Genomic DNA, 15305 nt, shown 5'->3' with positions numbered 1-15305 from the left:
CCGGCCGGACGCGGCCCGTGCCCCGGCCGGAAGCCGCCGTACGGCGACCCTGGGATCAGGAGTCGTCCGCCTCGCGCAGCATGGCCAGGTGGTGCTCCAGGGACGGCAGGGTGGACTTGGCCAGCGCGACGATCTCGGGGGCGGACCCCTTCTTGATCTCCCGCTTGGTCGAGCTGATGGCCCGCTTGTGCGACTGGGCCATCTCCTTGACGAAGCGCCGGTCGAACCGGGCGTGCGCGGCCTTCTCCAGCGCGACGGCCTCCTTCTGCTGGGCGTTGGACAGGCCGGTGGGCAGGCGGACGCCGTGCCGCTCGGCCGTGCGCACGAGCTGCTCGTCCAGGGTGCCCTGGTCCTTGACGAGCGTGTCGCCGAGCGCCTTGACGTCCTGTGACCCCTTGTCCTGAGCCAGCTTGGCCGCCTGCAGCCGGGCCAGGCCGCCCAGGTGGATCTGCCGCATCCAGGCCCGGTCCTGGCCGGAGGCCTTCGCGGCCGGAGCGGACGCGGACGACGACCCGCTGGAGGCGGAGGAGTCGGTGACGCCGCCGCCGCAACCGGCGGTTGCGGCGGCGGCCACGGCGACGAGGAGCAGGCTCAGATGTGAGCGGCGCATGGACATGGAATCCCCACTTGTTTGGAAACGCACTGCGTGTAATTACAAGTAGACACCTTTCGGATGCGCTCCGTAGTCATGCGCGTCAGCGTGTCGCCGGGTCCTCCCAGCTCAGAGCCCTCCAGGCGGTGGGCCGCCGCGACGCCGCCCACCTGGAGCCACAGAAGAGACTTTACACACTCCGTGTTCGATGAATAACTACATGTAGTGTGGCCTTGGCGGAAGGGGCCTTCAGTCATGACAGTCGGCTTCACTCACAACCTGGTCGGAGCTCGCGTTGACCAGCGCTTGACCGGCTTCCTCGAAGCGTGGCGGGCGCCGGTGTCCGACCCCGACGTGGTCGCGGCGTACGAGCTGCTGACCGACTTCATCCTGAGCGGCGGCAAGCGGGTGCGCCCGCTGCTGTGCTACTGGGGCTGGCGAGGGGCGGGCGGCGGCGACTGCGACGAGATCATCAGCGCGGCGGCGGCGCTGGAGCTGTGCCACGCCGGGCTGCTCATCCACGACGACATCATGGACGGCAGCGAGCTGCGCCGCGGCCACGCGACCGTCCACCGGCGCCTGTCCCAGCTGCACGCCGGGCCCGGCGCCGAGACCTTCGGCCAGGCCGGCGGCATCCTGCTCGGCACCCTCAGCCTGGCCTGGGCCGACGCGCTGCTGTCGTCCTGCGGGGTGGAGCCCGGCCGGCTGCGCGTGGCCCACCACCTGTTCGACGCCATGCGCAGCGAGGTGATCAGCGGCCAGTACCTCGACATCCTGGCCCAGCTCCGCGCCGGCGCCTCCGTGCCCGAGTCGCTCACCGTGATCCGCTACAAGACGGCCAAGTACACCGTGGAGCGCCCCATGCAGATCGGCGGCGCCCTCGCCGGCGCGCCGCCGGAGCTGCTGGAGTCCTACTCCCGCTTCGGCCTGCCGCTGGGCGAGGCGTTCCAGCTCCGCGACGACGTGCTCGGCACGTTCGGCTCGTCGGCCGAGACGGGCAAGTCGGCGCTCGACGACCTGCGCGACGGCAAGCACACCGTGCTGTTCGCCCACGCGGTGCAGCGCGCCACGCCCGCGCAGCGCTCCTACCTGCGCACCTGGCACGGCCACCCCGACCTGACCGAGGAGCAGGCCGACGAGCTGCGCCAGATCATCGTCGCCACCGGCGCGCTCGCCGAGGTGGAGGACATGATCGCCCAGCGGGTGCGCGAGGCGACCGCCGAGCTGCGGGCCGCCCCCATGACCACCGAGGCGCGCGAGGCGCTGGCCGTGCTGGCCGAGCGGCTCGCCCACCGCGACCGGTAGGCGTCCGGCGGCCGCCCCGGCCGCCCGCCCCGCGTCCTGGAACGTTCCATCCCCCCGCGCCGGGCCACCGGCGTCGTTCCCATGAAGATTGGTGGTGCAGTATGACAGAAACACCCGAGTCGACCGCTTCCAACGGGCACAACCAGCAGCTCAGCCTCAGCACCGAGGCCGCGCGCAATCTGGCGACGACCACCAAGACCGTCCCCCAGATGCAGGAGATCACCTCCCGCTGGCTGCTGAAGCTGCTGCCCTGGGTGCAGACCTCCGGAGGCGTCTTCCGGGTGAACCGCCGGCTCACCTACACCCTCGGCGACGGCCGCATCACCTTCACCACCACGGGCGCCGAGGTGCGGGTCATCCCGGCGGAGCTCACCGAGCTGGCCCCGCTGCGCGGCTTCTGCGAGATGGAGGTGCTGGAGGCGCTGGCCGCCCGGTTCATCCAGCGCGAGTACGAAGCCGGCCAGGCGATCGTCACCGAGGGCAGCCCCGTCGACCAGCTCGTGCTGATCGCCCACGGCCGGGTCGCCAAGAGCGGCCACGGCGCCTACGGCGACGAGCAGGCCCTCGGGGTGCTGGCCGACGGCGACCACCTCGGCGAGCAGCTCCTGACCGAGCCGGGCCACTTCTCCTTCACCGCCAAGGCCGCCACCACCTGCACCGTCCTCGTGCTCTCCCAGCACGACTTCCAGCAGATCCACGACCAGTCGCCCGAGCTGCGCGACCACCTGGCCGGCATCCGCGACGTCGGCAACCGCGCCCGCAACGACTACGGCGAGGCCGCGATCGACATGTCGTCGGGCCACACCGGCGAGCCGACGCTGCCCGGCACGTTCGTCGACTACGACCTCGCGCCGCGCGAGTACGAGCTGAGCGTCGCCCAGACCATCCTGCGCGTCCACACCCGCGTCTCCGACCTGTACAACCAGCCGATGAGCCAGCTCGACCAGCAGCTCAGGCTCACCATCGAAGCGCTTCGTGAGCGCCAGGAGCACGAGCTGGTCAACAACCGCGACTTCGGCCTGCTGCACAACGCCGACTTCTCCCAGCGCATCCGCACCCGCGGCGGCCCGCCCACGCCCGACGACCTCGACGAGCTGCTCGCCAAGGTGTGGAAGGAGCCGGCCTTCTTCCTCGCCCACCCGCAGGCCATCGCCGCCATCGGCCGCGAGTGCTCCAAGCGCGGCCTCTACCCGCAGGCGAGCGAGGTCGGCGGGCACCGGGTGCCGGCCTGGCGCGGCGTGCCGATCTTCCCGTGCAACAAGATCCCCGTCACCGACACCCGCACCACCTCGATCATGCTCATGCGCACCGGCCAGGAGAGCCAGGGCGTCGTCGGCCTGCACCAGACCGGCATCCCCGACGAGTACCAGCCGGGCCTGTCGGTCCGCTTCATGAACATCAACGAGAAGGCGGTCATCTCCTACCTCGTCACCGCCTACTACTCCGCCGCCGTCCTGGTTCCCGACGCGCTGGCCGTCCTGGAGGACGTCGAGCTCGGGCACGAGCACTAACGAGGATGGACGGTGCCGGTTTGACGGAGCAGCAGCGGGACGCCGCGCGGCAGGGCCTCGGCACGGAGGCCGAACAGCAGAGCCTCGGCACCGAGGCCGCGCGGCTGCTCGCCACGACGACCAAGACCCCGCCGCAGGCGCGCGAGATCACGCCTCGCTGGCTGACGCGGGTCCTGCCCTGGGTGGAGGTGGCCGGCGCCGTCTACCGGGTCAACCGCCGGCACACCTACCCGGTGGGCGGCGGCCGGGTGGGCTTCGCCTTCGAGGGGGCGCGGGTCCGGGTGATCCCGCCCAGCCTGGCCGAGCTGCCGCCGCTGGGCGGGTACGCCGACGCCGCCGTCCTGGAGCGGCTGGCGGACCTGTTCGAGCAGCGGGAGTACGCACCGGGCGAGGCGGTCGTGCGGGCCGGCGAGCCCGCCGGGGGCCTGGTGCTGATGGCGTACGGCAAGGCGGCCCGGCTGGAGCGCGGTCCGTACGGCGACGCCCTGGTCCGGGCGACGCTGTCGGCGGGCGACCACGCCGGTTCCGAACGGTCCTGGGCCGCCGCGCCACCCGGGGCCGAGCGGTCCGGGGCCGAGGGGGTCTGGCCGTACACGCTGGAGGCCCGCACGCCCTGCACGGTGCTGTACCTGCCGTGGGAGGCGTTCGACACGCTGGCCGACCGGTCTCCGTCGCTGCGCGCCCGGCTCGACCGGCACCGCGCCGAGCTGGCCAGGCCGCGCAACAAGCACGGCGAGGCGGCCATCGCCGTGGCCGCCGGTCACCGGGGCGAGCCGGTGCTGCCCGGCACGTTCGCCGACTACGACCCCGGCCCGCGCGAGTACGAGCTGAGCGTCTCCCAGGCCGTGCTCCGGGTGCACACCCGGGTCGCCGACCTGTTCAGTCAGCCGATGGACCAGACCGAGCAGCAGCTCAGGCTCACCATCGAGGCGGTCCTGGAGGAGCAGGAGCACGCACTGGTCAACGACCCGGGCTTCGGACTGCTGCACAACGCCGACCCCCGGCAGCGCTTCGCCACGCGCGGCGGCCCGCCCACCCCCGACGACCTCGACGAGCTGCTCAGCCGGCGCAAGAAGACCCGCTACTTCCTCGCCCACCCCCGGGCGATCGCCGCGTTCGGCCGCGAGTGCAACCGCCGGGGCGTCCACCCCGAGCCCGTCACCGTCGAGGGGCGCGCGCTGACGGCCTGGCGCGGGGTTCCCATCCTGCCCTGCGACAAGCTGCCGGTCAGCCGGGCGGGCACGACCGCGATCCTGGCGTTCCGCACCGGCGAGGACGACCAGGGCGTGGTGGGGCTGCGGCAGACCGGCCTGCCCGGCGAGCGCCTGCCCGGGCTGAGCGTGCGGCAGACCGGCATCGACGAGCGGGCCATCGCCTCCTACCTGGTCAGCGCCCACTACTCGGCGGCCGTCCTGGTGCCCGACGCGCTCGGCATGCTCACCGACGTCCAGGTTCACGATCAGAGGTTCACGAGCGGAGCGGAGTGATCCCATGGCCGACCAGCCGTTCGAGCTGCCCGACTTCTACCTGCCGTATCCCGCCCGGCTCAACCCCCACCTGGAGGAGGCCCGGCGCCACTCCAGCGAGTGGGCCCGCGCCATGGGCATGCTGGAGGGCTCCGGCGTCTGGGAGCAGCGTGACCTCGACTCCCACGACTACGCCCTGCTGTGCGCCTACACCCATCCCGACTGCGACGGGCCCGAGCTGAGCCTGGTCACCGACTGGTACGTGTGGGTGTTCTTCTTCGACGACCACTTCCTGGAGCTGTTCAAGCGCACCGGCGACCGCGAGGCCGGCAAGCGGCACCTCGACCGGCTGCCCGCCTTCATGCCGCCGGATCTGGCGGCCGGCATGCCGGAGCCGGACAACCCGGTCGAGGCCGGGCTGGCCGACCTGTGGCTGCGCACGGTGCCCAGCCGCTCGCAGCAGTGGCGCGAGCGCTTCGCCGAGAGCACCCGCAACCTGCTGAACGAGTCGCTGTGGGAGCTGTCCAACATCAACATCGGCCGGGTGCCCAACCCGGTCGAGTACATCGAGATGCGCCGCAAGGTGGGCGGGGCGCCGTGGTCGGCCGGCCTCGTCGAGCACGCCGTGGGGGCCGAGGTGCCGGCCCGTATCGCCGCCTCGCGGCCCATGCGGGTGCTGCGCGACACGTTCTCCGACGCCGTCCACCTGCGCAACGACCTGTTCTCCTACCAGCGGGAGGTGGAGGAGGAGGGCGAGCTGAGCAACGGGGTGCTGGTGCTGGAGACGTTCCTCGGCTGCACCACGCAGGAGGCGGCCGACTCCGTCAACGATCTGCTCACCTCCCGGCTCCAGCAGTTCGAGCACACGGTGGCCACCGAGCTGGGCCCGCTGTTCGCCGAGCACGGCCTCGACCCGCTGTCGTGCGCCGGGGTGCTCGCCTACGTCAAGGGGCTGCAGGACTGGCAGTCCGGCGGCCACGAGTGGCACATGCGCTCCAGCCGCTACATGAACGAGCGCGCGGGGCGCGGCGCCGGGCTCGGCATGGGGGCGGTCGTCGACATCCTCGGCGCCAAGCGGTTCCGCTCGTACGCGCACGTCCCCCACCGGCGGGTCGGGCCGTCGGTCATCCCCGAGCTGCTCATGCCGTTCGAGGCCCGGCTGTCGCCCCACCTCGGCGCGGCCCGCGTCAACGTCATCACCTGGGCGCGCGAGATGGGCATCCTGGAGGCGCAGCCCGGCGTGGTCGGCTCGGCCGTGTGGGACGCCGACAAGCTGGCCGACTACGACCTGCCGCTGTGCGCGGCGGGCATCCACCCCGACGCCTCCCCCGCCCAGCTCGACCTGTCGTCGGCCTGGCTGGCCTGGGGCACCTACGGCGACGACTACTTCCCCGTCGTGTTCGGCCGCACCCGCAACCTGGCCGCGGCCAAGGTGTGCGTCGAGCGGCTGACGATGTTCATGCCGCTCGACGGGCCGCCGCTCGCCGTGCCGGTGAACGCGCTCGAACGCGGCCTGGCCGACCTGTGGACGCGCACGGCCGGGCCGATGGCGCCGGCGGCGCGCCGCCGGTTCCGCGGGGCGATCGAGGACATGGCGCGGAGCTGGCTGTGGGAGCTGGCCAACCAGATCGCCAACCGGGTGCCCGACCCCGTCGACTACGTCGAGATGCGGCGCATGACGTTCGGCTCGGAGCTCACGATGAGCCTGTGCAGGCTGGCCCACGGCGACCGGGTGCCGCCGGAGATCTACGACAGCGGGCCGCTGCGGTCGCTGGAGAACTCCGCCATGGACTACGCGGCCCTGCTCAACGACGTGTTCTCGTACCAGAAGGAGATCGAGTTCGAGGGCGAGACGCACAACGTCGTGCTGGTCACCGAGACGTTCTTCGGCTGCGGCTATCCGGAGGCGCTCGGCATCGCGACCGACCTCATCAACTCGCGGATGCGGCAGTTCCAGCACGTCGCCGAGCACGAGCTGCCGGTGCTCTACGACGACGCCGGGCTGGGCGAGGAGGCGCGCGAGGCGCTGCGCGGCTACGTGACGGACCTGGAGCACTGGATGTCGGGCATCCTGGTGTGGCATCGCGACTGCCGCCGTTACGACGAGGAGTCGCTGCGCCGCCACCACCAGCCGCCCCGGTGGCGGCTGGCCGGTCCCACCGGTCTCGGCACCTCGGCGGCGATGATGTGGGGGTCGGCGGTCTAGGGGGTGGCCTGCGGCGCGGCGCTGTCGGGCTCCGGGTCCAGCTCGTACAGCCAGCCGATCAGGTGCAGCAGTCGCTCCTGGTACGGCGTGACGTTGCGCAGGCGGACCCAGCGCTGCGGCGCGGGGAGCGCGGGCATGATCAGTGCCCGCAGGCCCGCCAGGTCGATGAAGGTCAGCCGGCCGGTGTCGACGGTCACGTGCCCGCCACCGGCCCGGCAGGCGGTCAGCGCCCGCGTCAGCGCCTCGCAGTTGCTCACGTCGATCTCGCCGACGAGCGCGATCACGGGGCCGGCGCTTCCCGGCGTGAACAGCAGATGGGGTGTGGTCCGCGGATCCCGGAGAGGCATCCGCAGGGAGATCCGGACGAGCCGGTCGGCGTAGAGCAGCCGCTCGTTCGTGTCCGTGTCGCCGCTCATCGGCCGCGCACCCCCATCTCTCCGAGCGTGGGGGTCGTCCTCCGGCCCCTGCGCACTGGGGGAACGGACCGGCGTCGCGTGTCTCGCCAGTCCGGAACCAGGATTACACGAATTGTCTTTCGTTAAGTGATGTCTAGGCTAAAGGGGTGGTATGGCTGTGGGGGTATGTGCCGGTCTGAGATAGCTCTGTCCGATACGTACCCAACCCGCCGACCCCTCGCCCTGCCCCGTGGGCCGGTACGCGTCGGGCCGCCGCGGGCCTGATGGCCCGGGCGGCCGCCTTGACCCTCGCGTTGGTCTCCGCCGGACGGGGCATGGGCTCCCCAGTACAGGATCGCCATCACCCGCCCACACCCGCCGGCGGATCACTTCGTGCTCGTCACCGCGTACCCGCGGGCCCGGGTCCACCTGGGAGTGCACCATCCCGCCGGCACCGCCGGCCCGATCCCGGGTGAGCACCGCCGCCATCCGGCCGGTGCTCCCCCTTGTCGAGCTTCGTCGCGTACGAGCCACTCGGGGAGGGCTCGCACACGGGTGCCGGCCGGACCCAGGCCGTCTGAGGACGCGGGCCCCCGATCAGACGAGCACGGCGCGAACGCGTGCCCTCGGAAGCCGGCGGAAGGCCGGTCCGTGCCTACCCGTGGCTCAGCAGGGGGCGAGCACGGAGGTGGCCGCCGCCTGGTGGTTGTTCAGGACGCCCACGTTGACCTTGTCGAGCTTGCCGACGTTGAGGACGTCGATGTGCTTGACGGAGTTGTTGGCCACGTCGTTCAGCAGAACGAGGTCGTTGGCCGCGGACCACTGGCTGCCGATCTGGTTGCCGGTGTTGAGCGGGCCGCTCATCGGCACGTAGCTGATCGAGCTCGTGGCGGTGGAGCTGGTGGCCGTGGAGTGCGTGGACGAGGACTGCGAGGACTGCGACGACTGCGTGGACTGGGTGGACTGCGTGGAGGAGGACTGCGTCGCCCCGGAGTTGGTCGTGCACTTGGTGGTGCAGGTGGTCGTGCACTGCGTCGCGGTCGTCACGATCTTGGTGGCGCAGGGAACCGCGATGACCGGCTTGGGGGTGAGGACGACGGGCTTGGGGGCGCAGTCGGTCACGACGGTCGGCTTCGGGGTGCAGAGCGCGCTGGTGCCGCTGTCCGCGTGGGCGCTCACGGTCGAGAGGCCGAAGACGGCACCGGCGAGGGCTGCACCGACGAGAATGCGACGCATCATTTTGATTTCTCCTTCGTGGGAATCAGCGCGGAAGGGGAGGCGCTTCTTCTGAATCGCGCTCTCACGGGACCGCGAGAGGCCGAATAACGATCCCGCGCGACACCGCCCCGCCGCAACTCGAATTCGCTAAGCCCAAGTCAAATGCAACCCTCAATTACTTGGCGCTTGATTATGCGTCGCCCGGATATGTCCATATACGACACATTCAGCGGATTATTGTGGGGGCGGCGGTGAATGCCCGATACCGGCGGAGGGACGCCGGCGATGTCCGGGAGAACGACGACGGCGGCCCGGGGCGTTCCGCTTCGGAGCGAGAACGTCCCGGGCCGCCGTCGCGTCGGGCTCGGTGAGCCGGACGGAGCGCGCTCCCTCACGGGGAGTCGCGGCCGTTCTGTGCAGGTGAGGAGGCGCCGGACCACGCGGGGATGGCGGCCGCCGGCCCGCCGGCGCTGCCGGACGGTCGGCGGGGAACCGCGCGCCCGCGCCCCGTGGCAGCGGGTCAGCCGTTGTTGAGGACCGCGACGTTGACGTCCTCGAGCTTGCCGACGTTGAGGACGTCGATGTCCTTGACCGAGTCGTTGAGGACGCCGTTCAGCACGGTGGCGTTGTGGAGCGCGCTGAACTGGCTCAGCACGCTGTTGCCGCTGTTGTAGGGGGTGTCGTCGGCCGATGCGGCGGTGGCGGAGAAACCGAACGCGATGCCCGCGATGGCAGCACCGGCGAGAATACGACGGATCATGTTTGTTTCCTCCATTGATCGGCGCGGAAATCACCGGCGCCATAGTCGTTTGTACGGGGCGGTGAGGTGCCGTCAATAACGATCCCGGCACCGGACGGGCCTCGCAACCCAAGAAAGCCTCATGGCGGTCAAGGAGCCACCTCGTTTTCTTGGCACACACACGCTTTCCGCGGCGCCTGCCGAATCACCGCCATATACAGAATGGCGCGACGCGCGGACGTCGTTGTTTAAGCACGATCATCCAAATCTTGGAGCGCGCCGTTCGTTCAGGAGGACGTTCGCCTCGCCGGGAGCGGCCGTCTCCTCCCGGGTCGTCCCGCCCCGGGGCCGGGTCGCCTCGCCCGGGGGGACAGGTCGCCTCGCTCAGGGGGACAGATCGCCTCGCTCAGGGGGACAGATCGTCTAGGGCGGACGAGAGGTGGCGCAGGGCGCGCAGGCACTCGCGTGCCTCGGCCTCGCCCAGCCGCGCGACCAGGCGCTCGGCGAAGCGCCGGTGCCCGGGGACGATCAGCGCGATCGCGTCCCGGCCGGCCCTGGTGGGCTGGAGCAGCTTGGCGCGGCGGTGCGCGGGGTTGGGCCGGTACTCGGCCAGTCCCCGCTCCACCAGCAGGTCGGCGATCCGCTGCACCCCCTGGCGGGTCATGCCCATGGCGCGGGCGATGCCGGCCACGGGCAGCGGCTCGGCCAGGACGGCGCCGAGCACCTGCCACCAGGCCGCCGTCAGCCCGGCGGGCCTGGCCAACTCCTCGGCGACCTCCAGGAACCGGCCGTTGAGCCGGAACGCGGTCAACGCGGCGGCCGACAGGAACGCCGCCGCGTCGTCCGCCTCCTGCCCGACGGCACCTTCGGACACCCGCGCCTCACGTCCGGGTGCCCCCTCGTGGCCGGCATCGCCAGGAAAGGCAGGCTCCGTCCCGGTCATGCCGACATCAGGACGCTGAACGCCGACGGGTCGCTCTTGCCGAACAGCCTGTACCACGCGTCCAGCACCTCGGGCCGGTACGTGTCGAGGCGGCCGAGGATCTCGCGGGCGAAGGCCACCGGCTCCGTGGGCCCGGCGGTGATGAGGTCGCCGTCCGTCACCGCGTCGCGGTCGAGGTAGTGCTTGGCGCCCCCGTAGCCGGGCTGCGCCTCCAGGTACGGCAGCGCGGCACTGGTGTGGTCGCGGTCGTCGAACAGCCCCTCGCGGGCCAGACCCGCCGTGGCCCCGCAGATGGCGGCCACCGGCACGCCCGCGTCGAGGAATTCGCGGGCCGCCCGGGCGAAGGGCGCGAGCGCGTCGCCCGCGTCCCACAGCTCGGCGCCCGGGAGGATCAGCATGGTGCTGGCGGCGGGCGTGAGGTCCTCCAGCACGAGGTCGGGGACGACGCGCAGCCCGCCCATGGTGGTGATCGGCTCGGTGGACAGGCCGACGGTGACGATCTCGTAGCCGCCGGGCTCGCGGTGGAACCGCTCGGCCCGGAGGTGGGCGATCGCGTGCCCGGCCTCCCAGTCGGCCCAGGTGTCGTAGATCCCTACATGTACGGGCTTCTTCGTCTTTATCATGACAACACGCTGTCATATCGACAACATGCTGTCAATGCCTCCACGTGCGAGGATATGCGCATGGCACAGATCGTCGGCGGGGGACGGCCGGTCAACGACGCCGAACGGCGCGTGATCGCCTATCTGCGCGACCACGCCCCGGCCGAGTGGTTGCTGCTGCACAACGTCGAGGTCCCCCGCGGCGAGGACATCTTCGAGGTGGACCTGCTGGTCCTGACCGGCCACTCGCTGGTAGTGGTCGACGTCAAGGGCACGCGGGGCCGCATCCAGGTGTCGGGGTCGCGCTGGTTCCCGCCGCGCCGGGAGGCGTTCGGCTCCCCGGTGACGAAGCTGCGGGGCACCGCGCGGGCGCTCAAGGGCCTGCTGGTGTCCCGGGCCACCCAGCTCGAACGCGTCTACGTCGACAGCATCGTCGTGCTCACCTCGCCCGACGCGGAGCTCGTCGATCCCACCGGGCGCGACGCGGCGCACGTCACCGACCTGGCCGGTCTGGTGCCGATGCTGGCCGACGCGTCGCGGGTCAAGCGCGGGTGCAGCCCCGACGCCCGGCCGTACCTGACGGCGGTCCTCGACGCCCTGAACCAGACCGTACGGCGCAGCACCGCGCCCCCCAGGTACGGCAACTGGGAGGTCGAGGAGCAGCTCGGCGGCGACACCAGGGTCACCGAGTACCGCGCGTTCAACGCGACGCTGCCCGGCAGCGAGACCGTGCTGCTGCGCGTCTACCAGGCCGACCCCCTGGCCGACGAGGCCGCCCGGGCCGCCGAGCGGCAGCGCATCGCCAACGCCTACCAGTCGCTGGCCCGCATCCCGCCCCACCCGTGCGTGGTGCGCTCGCGCGACTTCTTCGCCATCGACGACGAGAGCCGGTTCGTGCTGGTGCTCGACGACGTCCACGGCGAGGCGCTGCACCTGAGCCCCGGCCGGGGCGCCGGGTCGCCGTTCGTGATCCCGGACCTGCTGAGCGGCCTGGCGCACGCGCACGCCCACGGCGTCATCCACCGCGCGCTCACGCCCGCGTGCGTGCTCGTCACCGACGACGGCCACGCCGTGCTGACCGGCTTCGACTACTCCAAGCCCGGCCCGCGCAACTTCACGGTCGCCCATGAGCTGAGCAACGTCCTCGACGGTCACTACGTGGCGCCCGAGTGCCAGGACCGGCCCGACCGCATGACGGCCGCCTCCGACGTCTACGCCGCCGGTGTGATCGCCTACCAGCTCCTCGCCGGGGAGCTGCCGGCCGGGCCGGACGCGCTCGGGCCCGAGGTGCCCGACGTGGTGCGGCGGATGCTCGACCACTCGCCGGCCAAGCGTCCCTCGGCGGCCGAGGCGCTCGACGGGCTGCGCGGGATCCCGCAGCGGTCCCGGCTGCGGCGGCTCGTCCGCCGCATCGTCGCCGGCTCCTGACCGCGACGCCGGACCGGGCCGCCTCCCTCGCCGGCCCGCGCCCCTGTCCGCGCGGGCCGCCCTGCCGTCCTGGACGAGCCGATACGACCGGACGTGCTGAGACGTCCAGCGGGGTGGCCGGGGGCGTCGGGACGACCGGAACGATCCGGCACGTCCCGACGGAACGGCCCCTGCGAATGATCGGACGTGGAAGTGGGTGGATCTCAGACGGGCAGGTGGCGGCGCAGGTCGCTGGCCTGCTTCAGGTAGTCGAGCGCCAGCCCCGTGCGCCCCGCCGTGCGGTACAGCTCGCCGAGGAGCTGCGTGCTCGACATCTCGCCGCTACGGTCGCCGAGCTCCTGGAAGACCTCCAGCGAGCGCTGGAGCCCGGCCGAGGCGGGGGCCAGGTCGCCGCGGCGCACCTGGAGCCGGGCCAGGCTCTGCAGGGCGTACGCGCCGCAGTGCCGGTCGCCGAGCGACTCGAAGATGTCCAGGGCGTGGTGGTGGAAGGACACCGCCTCGTGCAACTGCCCCATCTGGAGGCAGACGCAGCCCTCGCGGTGGGAGTCGCCGAGCTCCTGGGCCAGCCGCATGGCCTGGGCCAGCGACTCGGACGCCTGGGTCAGGTCGCCGGACTTGAGGCAGACCCGGCCGATGGCCTGCCGGGCGAGCGCCTCGCCCTGGGGGTCGTCGGCGGCCAGGAACATGGCCAGGGCCCGCTTGAAGTGGCCGAGCGACTGCGCCGGCCGCCCGCGGAACTGGCTGACCGCGCCGAGCCCGCAGATCGTCGTGGCCTCGGCCCGTACGTCGCCGAGGTCGTGGAAGAGCTGGCGGGAGCGCACGAACCCGTCGGCCGCCTCCTCGTAGCGGTCCTGGTAGAGGGCGACCTGGGCGAGCCCGCGCAGCATGGCGGCCTCGCCGTAGGTGTCGCCGCCGGCGCGGGCGGCCTCCAGGGCGACGCTGTGGGTGCGCTGCCAGGTGTCGAGCCGGCAGTGCAGGTCCAGGTACGGGACCATGGCGGCGGCCAGGCCCCAGGCCGACTCGGCGAGCCCGGCCTCGGCGGCCACGCCGACGGCCGCGACGAGCGAGTCGTGCTCGGCCTCGAACCAGTCGAGCGGGTTGGAGGTGAGCCGCTCCAGCGTCTGCTCGGGCAGGCGCCAGCGCGGCGTGCGGGGGGCGGTGAGGCTGAAGACGGTGGTGGGCAGCCGCGCCATGGCGTGCTCGGTGGTCGCGGTCCAGGCGGCGAGCACGCGGCCCAGGGCGTCGCGGTCGGGCGTGCGTTCGAGGGCGTGGCGGCGGATCAGGTCGGGGACGCGGTAGCGCGGCTGCCCGACGGGGTCGGTGCCGACGAGCTCCAGCAGGTTCACGTCGACGAGGAGATCGGTCACATCGTCAGCGCGATGCCGGTCGAGCGCCGCGTCGACCACCCAGCCGGGCTGCGCGAGGGCGCCGAGCCGGCCGAACGTGCCGAGCATGCGGGCGGCCTCGTCGGGCAGGTCGCGGTAGCTGCGGTCGAGGCTGACGCGCACCTCCTGCAGCTCGTTGAGCCGGTCGTCCTCCAGCCGTTGCCGCAGCACCGCCAGCGACCAGCCGGGCCGGCCGGCGAGCCGGGCCCCGGCGCTGCGCACGGCCAGCGGCAGCCCGCCGCACGCCTCCACGATGGCGCGGGCGTCGTCCTGCTCGCGGGCCACCCGCTCGGGTCCGACGATCCGGCCGAGGAACCGCAGGGCGTCGTCGACCGGCAGCTCGCCGAGGTCGATGTGGCGGGAGCCGGGCAGCTCGGTGATGCGCCGGCGGCTGGTGACGATGACCACGGAGTCGTTGCCCGGCAGCAGCGGCCGTACCTGTGAGGCGTCGAGCGCGTCGTCCAGCAGGACGAGCATGGGGCGCTCGGCGAGCAGCGAGCGGAAGTGCGCGGAGCGCTCGTGGACCGTGGGCGGGGGCGGGTCGGCGCCGAGCGCCCGCAGCGCCTCGGCGAGGAGGTCGGCCGGCTCGCGGCCGTCGAGGTCGAGGTGGAGCTGGCCGGCGGGGAACTTCTCGCGCAGCGCGTGGGCGGCGTGCACGGCCAGCGCGGTCTTGCCCGCTCCGGGCGGCCCCGAGATGACGGCGACCTGGAACGGCTCGTTCAGCGCGGCGAGGGCGTCGGTCCGGCCGGTGAAGTCGGGAATGTCGGGCGGGAGCTGGCGGGGGGCGGCGGGCGGCGCCTCGTCGGCGAGGATCGACTCGTACGCGGCGCGCAGTCCGGTGCCCGGCTCGACGCCGAGCTCGTCCACGAGGAGCTGCCGGACCGTGGCATAGGCGCGCAGCGCCTCGGCCTTCCGGCCGCCCCGGTGCAGGGCCAGGAGTAATCGTCCCCACAGGTCCTCGCGATAGGGGTGCTCGGCGAGCAGGCCGCGCAGCTCGCTCACGGCGCCGGCGTGGTCGCCCTGGTCCATCCTCCGGCTGATCAGTTCCTCGGCCGCGCGCAGCCGCACCTCGTGGAGGGGGTCCAGGCGGCGGTCCCAGAGCGGGCTGCCGGGCAGATCGGCGAGCGGGGCGCCGCGCCACAGGGACAGCGCCTCCTCGTAGCGGGCCTGGCCCACCAGTTCCTCGAAGACCAAGAGGTCGAGCGCGCCCTCCGGCACGTCGATGGCGTAACCCGAGCCGTTGCCGCGCAGGCACCGGCCCTCCTCGCCCAGATCCGTCCGGAGCGAGCTCACATAGGTGCGCAGGTTGGCCTGCGCGGATCGAGGCGGGCGCTCGGGCCAGAGCACCTCGACCAACTGGTCGGCACCGACGACCCCGCCCGCGTCCAGCAACAACGTGGCCAGCAGCAGGCGAGGCTTCTTGCCGGAGATCCGGACGGGTTGACCCGATGTCCGGACCTCCAGCGGTCCAAGCACGTGAAAAGTGACCGTCATGACCGCATCTGCTCCTTATGG

General features: G+C 72.4%; 12 protein-coding genes. 5 read left to right on the top strand and 7 right to left on the bottom strand.

Going from position 1 to position 15305, the window contains the following annotated elements; all coding sequences use genetic code 11:
• Positions 1-55 precede the first annotated feature (55 nt).
• Positions 56-610, bottom strand: a complete 555-nt coding sequence (locus tag HD595_RS19245) for a DUF4142 domain-containing protein (RefSeq protein ID WP_253770940.1) — start codon at positions 608-610, stop codon at positions 56-58.
• Between the two features lie 237 nt (positions 611-847).
• Here HD595_RS19245 and HD595_RS19240 point away from each other — a divergent pair, with 237 nt between their 5' ends.
• The 4 genes from HD595_RS19240 (at position 848) to HD595_RS19225 (ending at position 7080) form a co-directional block, all read left to right on the top strand.
• On the top strand, positions 848-1897 hold the full coding sequence (locus HD595_RS19240) for a polyprenyl synthetase family protein (RefSeq protein WP_253770938.1): 1050 nt from the start codon (positions 848-850) through the stop codon (positions 1895-1897).
• Between the two features lie 101 nt (positions 1898-1998).
• Entirely contained in the window at positions 1999-3408 is a 1410-nt protein-coding gene (locus tag HD595_RS19235) for a family 2B encapsulin nanocompartment shell protein (protein ID WP_253770936.1), read from the top strand.
• A gap of 20 nt (positions 3409-3428) precedes the next feature.
• Positions 3429-4895 (top strand): family 2B encapsulin nanocompartment shell protein, encoded by a 1467-nt coding sequence (locus HD595_RS19230; RefSeq protein WP_253770934.1) that lies wholly within the window; start codon positions 3429-3431, stop codon positions 4893-4895.
• A 4-nt stretch (positions 4896-4899) separates the two neighbouring features.
• Positions 4900-7080, top strand: coding sequence for a terpene synthase family protein (locus tag HD595_RS19225; RefSeq protein WP_253770932.1), 2181 nt, complete (start codon positions 4900-4902; stop codon positions 7078-7080).
• Here the strand turns inward: HD595_RS19225 and HD595_RS19220 are convergent.
• The 5 genes from HD595_RS19220 to HD595_RS19200 all read right to left on the bottom strand — a co-directional run bounded on the left by HD595_RS19220 (position 7077) and on the right by HD595_RS19200 (position 10998).
• Entirely contained in the window at positions 7077-7496 is a 420-nt protein-coding gene (locus tag HD595_RS19220) for an STAS domain-containing protein (protein WP_253770930.1), read from the bottom strand. The two genes, HD595_RS19225 and HD595_RS19220, sit on opposite strands and share 4 nt — an antisense overlap.
• A 645-nt stretch (positions 7497-8141) precedes the next feature.
• Positions 8142-8714, bottom strand: coding sequence for a hypothetical protein (locus HD595_RS19215; RefSeq protein ID WP_253770928.1), 573 nt, complete (start codon positions 8712-8714; stop codon positions 8142-8144).
• 499 nt (positions 8715-9213) lie between these two features.
• Positions 9214-9453 carry a hypothetical protein gene (locus tag HD595_RS19210; RefSeq protein WP_253770926.1) on the bottom strand — a complete coding sequence of 80 codons (240 nt, stop codon included), beginning with the start codon at positions 9451-9453 and terminating at the stop codon, positions 9214-9216.
• Between the two features lie 385 nt (positions 9454-9838).
• Complete coding sequence (locus HD595_RS19205) at positions 9839-10306, bottom strand: MarR family winged helix-turn-helix transcriptional regulator (RefSeq protein WP_253770923.1); 468 nt, start codon at positions 10304-10306, stop codon at positions 9839-9841.
• A 65-nt stretch (positions 10307-10371) separates the two neighbouring features.
• Positions 10372-10998 (bottom strand): type 1 glutamine amidotransferase family protein, encoded by a 627-nt coding sequence (locus HD595_RS19200; protein ID WP_253770921.1) that lies wholly within the window; start codon positions 10996-10998, stop codon positions 10372-10374.
• Positions 10999-11058: 60 nt separating this feature from the next.
• Between HD595_RS19200 and mads6 the strand changes: the two genes are divergently transcribed.
• Positions 11059-12405 (top strand): methylation-associated defense system protein kinase MAD6, encoded by a 1347-nt coding sequence (mads6, locus tag HD595_RS19195; protein ID WP_253770919.1) that lies wholly within the window; start codon positions 11059-11061, stop codon positions 12403-12405.
• A 203-nt stretch (positions 12406-12608) separates the two neighbouring features.
• On the opposite strand, the gene HD595_RS19190 is transcribed toward mads6, so the two are convergent.
• Complete coding sequence (locus tag HD595_RS19190) at positions 12609-15284, bottom strand: AfsR/SARP family transcriptional regulator (RefSeq protein ID WP_253770917.1); 2676 nt, start codon at positions 15282-15284, stop codon at positions 12609-12611.
• Positions 15285-15305 lie beyond the last annotated feature (21 nt).

This window comes from Nonomuraea roseoviolacea subsp. carminata (assembly GCF_024172185.1).
Taxonomy (GTDB): Bacteria; Actinomycetota; Actinomycetes; order Streptosporangiales; family Streptosporangiaceae; genus Nonomuraea; species Nonomuraea roseoviolacea.
Note: the sequence above shows the minus strand (reverse complement) of the source record. Positions and strands in the feature narration are given on the sequence as shown.

What these genes read in the sequence shown, in the direction of transcription:
- HD595_RS19220 (WP_253770930.1), bottom strand. Translation starts at nt 7,496, where the DNA reads ATGAGCGGCGACACGGACACGAACGAGCGGCTGCTCTACGCCGACCGG.
- HD595_RS19245 (WP_253770940.1), bottom strand. Translation starts at nt 610, where the DNA reads ATGCGCCGCTCACATCTGAGCCTGCTCCTCGTCGCCGTGGCCGCCGCC.
- HD595_RS19210 (WP_253770926.1), bottom strand. Translation starts at nt 9,453, where the DNA reads ATGATCCGTCGTATTCTCGCCGGTGCTGCCATCGCGGGCATCGCGTTC.
- HD595_RS19240 (WP_253770938.1), top strand. Translation starts at nt 848, where the DNA reads ATGACAGTCGGCTTCACTCACAACCTGGTCGGAGCTCGCGTTGACCAG.
- HD595_RS19200 (WP_253770921.1), bottom strand. Translation starts at nt 10,998, where the DNA reads ATGATAAAGACGAAGAAGCCCGTACATGTAGGGATCTACGACACCTGG.
- HD595_RS19225 (WP_253770932.1), top strand. Translation starts at nt 4,900, where the DNA reads ATGGCCGACCAGCCGTTCGAGCTGCCCGACTTCTACCTGCCGTATCCC.
- HD595_RS19190 (WP_253770917.1), bottom strand. Translation starts at nt 15,284, where the DNA reads ATGACGGTCACTTTTCACGTGCTTGGACCGCTGGAGGTCCGGACATCG.
- HD595_RS19235 (WP_253770936.1), top strand. Translation starts at nt 1,999, where the DNA reads ATGACAGAAACACCCGAGTCGACCGCTTCCAACGGGCACAACCAGCAG.
- mads6 (WP_253770919.1), top strand. Translation starts at nt 11,059, where the DNA reads ATGGCACAGATCGTCGGCGGGGGACGGCCGGTCAACGACGCCGAACGG.
- HD595_RS19215 (WP_253770928.1), bottom strand. Translation starts at nt 8,714, where the DNA reads ATGATGCGTCGCATTCTCGTCGGTGCAGCCCTCGCCGGTGCCGTCTTC.